The organism is Shewanella waksmanii ATCC BAA-643 (assembly GCF_000518805.1).
Taxonomy (GTDB): domain Bacteria; phylum Pseudomonadota; class Gammaproteobacteria; order Enterobacterales; family Shewanellaceae; genus Shewanella; species Shewanella waksmanii.
The window spans coordinates 1-5,188 of the sequence record NZ_JAEH01000082.1; the positions used below are offsets into that span (position 1 = coordinate 1).

Annotated in this window: 4 protein-coding genes, 4 tRNA genes and 1 rRNA gene; 1 reads left to right on the forward strand and 8 read right to left on the reverse strand. The window is 45.1% G+C overall.

Going from position 1 to position 5,188, the window contains the following annotated elements; all coding sequences use genetic code 11:
- The 4 genes from L865_RS0119855 to L865_RS0119870 all read right to left on the reverse strand — a co-directional run.
- Window positions 1-782 (reverse strand): elongation factor Tu (locus L865_RS0119855; protein WP_028774830.1); only part of this gene is annotated, 782 nt, incomplete at its 3' end.
- A gap of 194 nt (window positions 783-976) precedes the next feature.
- Window positions 977-1,050, reverse strand: a tRNA-Gly gene (locus tag L865_RS0119860).
- A gap of 35 nt (window positions 1,051-1,085) precedes the next feature.
- Window positions 1,086-1,170 (reverse strand) — tRNA-Tyr (locus tag L865_RS0119865).
- A 7-nt stretch (window positions 1,171-1,177) separates the two neighbouring features.
- A tRNA-Thr gene (locus L865_RS0119870) sits at window positions 1,178-1,253 on the reverse strand.
- Window positions 1,254-1,486: 233 nt separating this feature from the next.
- Here L865_RS0119870 and coaA point away from each other — a divergent pair.
- Window positions 1,487-2,437, forward strand: coding sequence for a type I pantothenate kinase (gene coaA / locus L865_RS0119880; RefSeq protein ID WP_028774831.1), 951 nt, complete (start codon window positions 1,487-1,489; stop codon window positions 2,435-2,437).
- 24 nt (window positions 2,438-2,461) lie between these two features.
- Here coaA and birA read toward each other — a convergent pair whose 3' ends face one another.
- The 4 genes from birA to rrf all read right to left on the reverse strand — a co-directional run bounded on the left by birA (window position 2,462) and on the right by rrf (window position 5,182).
- Window positions 2,462-3,421 (reverse strand): bifunctional biotin--[acetyl-CoA-carboxylase] ligase/biotin operon repressor BirA, encoded by a 960-nt coding sequence (gene birA, locus L865_RS0119885; protein ID WP_028774832.1) that lies wholly within the window; start codon window positions 3,419-3,421, stop codon window positions 2,462-2,464.
- Window positions 3,422-3,424: 3 nt separating this feature from the next.
- Complete coding sequence (murB, locus tag L865_RS0119890) at window positions 3,425-4,441, reverse strand: UDP-N-acetylmuramate dehydrogenase (RefSeq protein WP_028774833.1); 1,017 nt, start codon at window positions 4,439-4,441, stop codon at window positions 3,425-3,427.
- Between the two features lie 453 nt (window positions 4,442-4,894).
- Window positions 4,895-4,971, reverse strand: a tRNA-Asp gene (locus L865_RS0119895).
- A gap of 95 nt (window positions 4,972-5,066) precedes the next feature.
- Window positions 5,067-5,182 (reverse strand): 5S ribosomal RNA (rrf, locus tag L865_RS0119900).
- Window positions 5,183-5,188: the final 6 nt, after the last annotated feature.

Genomic DNA, 5,188 nt, shown 5'->3' on the forward strand with positions numbered 1-5,188 from the left:
ATTTCAACACCAGTACAAGTAGTCTTAGTAGTTTCTTTGATACCTACGATTTCTACTTCTTCACCAACTTTGATGATACCGCGCTCTACACGACCTGTTACTACTGTACCACGGCCTGAGATTGAGAATACATCTTCAATTGGAAGAATGAATGCACCATCGATTGCACGCTCTGGCTCTGGGATATAAGTATCTAGAGCTTCTGCTAGTTCAATGATTTTCGCTTCCCATTCTGCTTCGCCTTCAAGCGCTTTAAGTGCAGAACCTTGGATAACTGGTAGGTCATCACCTGGGAATTCATATTCTGAAAGAAGTTCACGAACTTCCATTTCTACTAGTTCAAGTAGTTCTTCATCGTCAACCATGTCACATTTGTTCATGAATACGATGATGAAAGGTACACCTACTTGACGTGAAAGCAGGATGTGCTCACGTGTTTGTGGCATTGGGCCATCTGTAGAAGCAACTACTAGGATTGCGCCGTCCATCTGTGCAGCACCAGTGATCATGTTTTTAACATAATCCGCGTGACCTGGGCAGTCTACGTGTGCGTAGTGACGAGTTGGAGTGTCATATTCGATGTGAGAAGTATTAATTGTAATACCACGCTCGCGCTCTTCTGGAGCGTTATCGATTTGTGCGAAATCACGTGCTTCACCACCGTATGTCTTAGTCAATACAGCAGAGATAGCAGCAGTTAGAGTTGTTTTACCATGGTCAACGTGACCAATGGTGCCCACGTTCACGTGGGGTTTATTACGTTCAAATTTTTCTTTAGCCATGGTATTGCCCCAATCCAAAGTATTTGGTGATGAAACTGCATATAGCAAAAAATCCGATGCATTTAATGACATCGAATCAGTTAAAAAGATAATTGGGAAGTGAGAAGTAGGTCGGTGCTGATAGGTAGCCTTAAACCGGAAAAAGCACTCGATACCGAGTGCTTTCTACTGATTAAGTATTATCAGCAAGATTTTGGAGCGGATGGCGGGAATCGAACCCGCGTTATCAGCTTGGAAGGCTGGAGTAATACCATTATACGACATCCGCGCAACCTACTTCAGGTTACCTAACTACCTAGAATATGGTGGAGGGAGAAGGATTCGAACCTTCGAAGGCTGAGCCGTCAGATTTACAGTCTGATCCCTTTGGCCACTCGGGAACCCCTCCAGAGAAATGGTGCCGGCACCAAGAGTCGAACTCGGGACCTACTGATTACAAGTCAGTTGCTCTACCAACTGAGCTATGCCGGCGTGTCATTTCGGTAGCGGATATTAGGTAAATGTGAGCATAAGTGCAATACCTATTTTTAATTTTTCTCAAAAAAAGCGTCAAACGTTGCTTTTTCAGCCATAAAAAGGCGGTTTGGTGCATTTTTCACACTATCGTTGTAGCGACTAGGCGAATTCAATATCGCAAAGCTATGTTTGATGTTGTTCACATAATCACGATGGTGTACTGTGCGACTCCTAATGGGAGAGAATCAATGACATCGACAAATCAGATTCATCAAGCGCTCTATTTAGCGTTTGGTCGGCAGCAATGGGCAGAATTACGTAAATCTGTTCCGCTTACGCTCAGCGAAATAGATTTGGCCAACCTTCGTGGTATTAACGAGAATATCTCGCTGTCTGAAGTAACAGATATATACCTGCCATTAAGTCGTCTATTAAATCTTATCGTTGGTGCCAAACAAAAGCGCGGTGTCGTGCTCAATGAATTTCTCGGCCGTACGCCCCCCAAACGACCTTATATCATTAGTATCGCCGGCAGCGTTGCTGTCGGGAAAAGTACGACGGCGCGAATATTACAAGCGCTACTGCGTCAGTGGCCGGAGCACCCTAAAGTAGAATTAGTCACCACAGATGGGTTTCTTTATCCCTTAGCAGAGTTAAAACGCCGCGGTTTGCTGCAACGTAAGGGATTTCCAGAAAGCTATGACATGAAACTCTTAGTAGAGTTTATCGCTAAGGTTAAATCGGGAGAAGAGCAAGTCAGTGCCCCACTGTACAGCCACATCACTTACGACCGACTGGCCCAACAGCAAGTAATTAACCAGCCTGATATTTTAATCATAGAAGGGCTCAATGTGCTGCAAACAGGGCAAGACTCTCATCTGCCAATGCAAGAACCTTACGTTTCTGATTTTGTAGATTTTTCTATATTTGTTGATGCCAATGAAGCCTTACTAAAAGACTGGTATATACAGCGCTTTTTAAAGTTTAGACAAGGGGCATTTAGCGACACAAATTCCTACTTTCATCATTACTCCAAACTGAATGATCAAGAAGCAAAACGCATTGCCGCCAACATCTGGGACAGTATCAATGGACCCAATCTCAACCTCAACATATTGCCCACGCGTGATCGCGCCAGTTTAATTTTACAGAAAGGCGCAGATCACTTAATGAGCCAAGTATTAATGCGTAAAAAATAACGTTTGCCGTCGAGCTAACTGCGGTTAGTTAGCTCGCAAACTGATCTCTCCGCCCACATAAGCACGCACTTCACCTTCAGACTCAAGTAACAAAGCGCCTTGCTCATCAATCCCTCGGCAAATACCCGAAATGCTTTTATCACCCATCAACAACTTAACTTGCTGATTCTCAAAAATGTCAGCCTGTTGCCAACGCGGCAAGAAGGCACCGAGCCCAGATTGCTCAAACAGTTTCAGGTCTTTTATTAATTGTGCCTGTAACGCTAAAGCTAACTCAGTCTTATTAGGCAGGTCGGTTTGCTGGCTAAGGTCACTCCATGGCTGATCAATCTGTTGTGCTTGTGCGGGAGACATTGCTAGGTTTATCCCTATGCCAATCACGAGATTACACTCGCTGTCTGCTTGGCCGCTCATCTCAACCAGTACGCCTGCCAACTTTTTATGATCGAGATAGATGTCATTAGGCCACTTAACCCCGACACCCGCTACACCGAACTGTTCAAGCACTTTAGATAAGGAACAGGCAACAACTAAGCTTAACCCCATCGCTTGTGCCATCCCCTGAGGAAAGCGCCAGAACAGCGAAAAGTACAGGTGGCCGCCATAAGGTGAAACCCATGTTCTTCCCCGTCTACCGCGCCCAGCCGATTGGTATTCTGCAACACATAAATCGCCGCTAGATAGCTCTTCAACATGCTTTAATAAAAAGCCATTGGTTGAAGCGACTTCATCAAAGTAAAAGCAACGCCCTTGAGAGCGCTCAAGCAGGGCTTTCTCATCTATCATCGATATAGGCGTGGCCAACTTATAACCTTTACCTTTGACGCTAAAAATATCGACACCGTACTCTTCAAGGCCGCCAATATGTTTACCAATTGCCGCACGGCTAATGGATAGCTCTGTGGCTAACTCTTCACCTGACACAAATTGCACACTGCTCAGTAATTTGATAATTGCTCGCTTGCGAATCCATTGATCTTGCATCAACTACTCCTTTTCACCTTCAGCGCCAATAATTCTTGGCTCTATTTCTAAAGCAACACCAAAAAGGCGGCTAATTTGTTGTTTTACATACGACGCTAGCTGACAGATATCATCACCGCTAGCTTGCCCTTGATTGACCAACACTAACGCTTGCTGATCATGTACCGCAGCATCACCCAGCACATATCCTTTTAAACCAGCTTGTTCGATTAGCCAGCCCGCAGCAAGTTTATAGTCACCTTCAGTAAGCCGATAGGCAACCATGCTAGGATATTGTTCAAGCAATTGATGATAGTGCGCACTGTTGATCACAGGGTTTTTAAAAAAACTGCCAGCATTACCCAGTTGATTAGGATCTGGCAATTTAGTTGACCTTACCTGGCAGACCGTATCGAAAACCTCTTGGGCTGACACCGCTTTGCCTACGAAGCCTTTAAGAGGGCCATAATCTAGGCGAGGTTGCCACTGCTTGGGCAAGCGCAAGCCTACCTGAGTAATCACCGCTTTGCCTTTTAAGCGCCCTTTAAAAACCGATTCACGGTAAACAAACTCGCATTCTTTGCCGCTTATCCTCTTTATGGCAAGGTCGGTTAAATCGAGATATTCGACCCAATCACAAACCTCTGCAAGCTCCAGACCATAGGCACCAATATTCTGTACAGGTGCAGCACCAACGCTACCAGGGATTAAACCTAGGTTCTCTAAACCACCTACCCCTTGCTGTAATGTCCATTCGACCAAGTCATGCCAATTCTCTCCAGCAGCCACCGACAAAAGGTAATCCTGCCCATTATCGGTCATGACTTTCCCTGTCGTTCTAATGACAATAACCGTACCAGCAAAATCTGCAGTTAGTACTACATTACTGCCGCCTCCCAAGATTAAATAAGGCCCATTAATCCCCTTGGTAAATAGCGCCTTTAGTTCCTGTGTAGAATCAATAAGGCATAAATGCTGGCATTGGTAGTCTAAGCCCAAGGTGTTATAGGGTTTCAACGAGGCGACGGGGAGTAGTTGCATGATCAGTTCTTTGAACAAAAAAAGTTATTGTAACGGAAATGGCTAACAGTGAATATCTTCAGTTCAAAGTTTTGCCCACCGACTTAACGGCTTGATGAGAGGTGCTTAATATAGCTAGGGCAATATAAGCCCCACTGAACCACAGATTATTTAGCGAATTGCAGATACGAAAAAGCCCTAGCATTGCTGCTAGGGCTTATCGTAATGTTGGCGGAGCGGACTTGCTCTTATCAAGAGACGAACCCGCGACCCCGGCGTGACAGGCTGCTTTCTATTCAAAAGAGTCTAATGTCTCCATCGATAGAGATTGTGCTAAACATTGTCGGGAACAATATAAGCCCCACTGAACCACAGCTTATTTGGCGAATTGCTTTTTAATTTCGACATGGTTTTTTTTCAAAATCATATACGAAAAAAGCCTCTGCATTGCTGCAGAGGCTTTCGTCTTAATGTTGGCGGAGCGGACGGGACTCGAACCCGCGACCCCCGGCGTGACAGGCCGGTATTCTAACCAACTGAACTACCGCTCCTTTAGCAAAGTGCTTACGCATCATGCTAAATTCTTTTTAAGTCGCTAGCTTGTCAGAGCTAGGAGACACGATTTTCTAAGAAAATCTAAATAGGCGTCTGGAAATGACCTACTCTCACATGGGGAGACCCCACACTACCATCGGCGCAATTGCGTTTCACTTCTGAGTTCGGGATGGGATCAGGTGGGACCACAATGCTATGGTTTCCAGACAAATT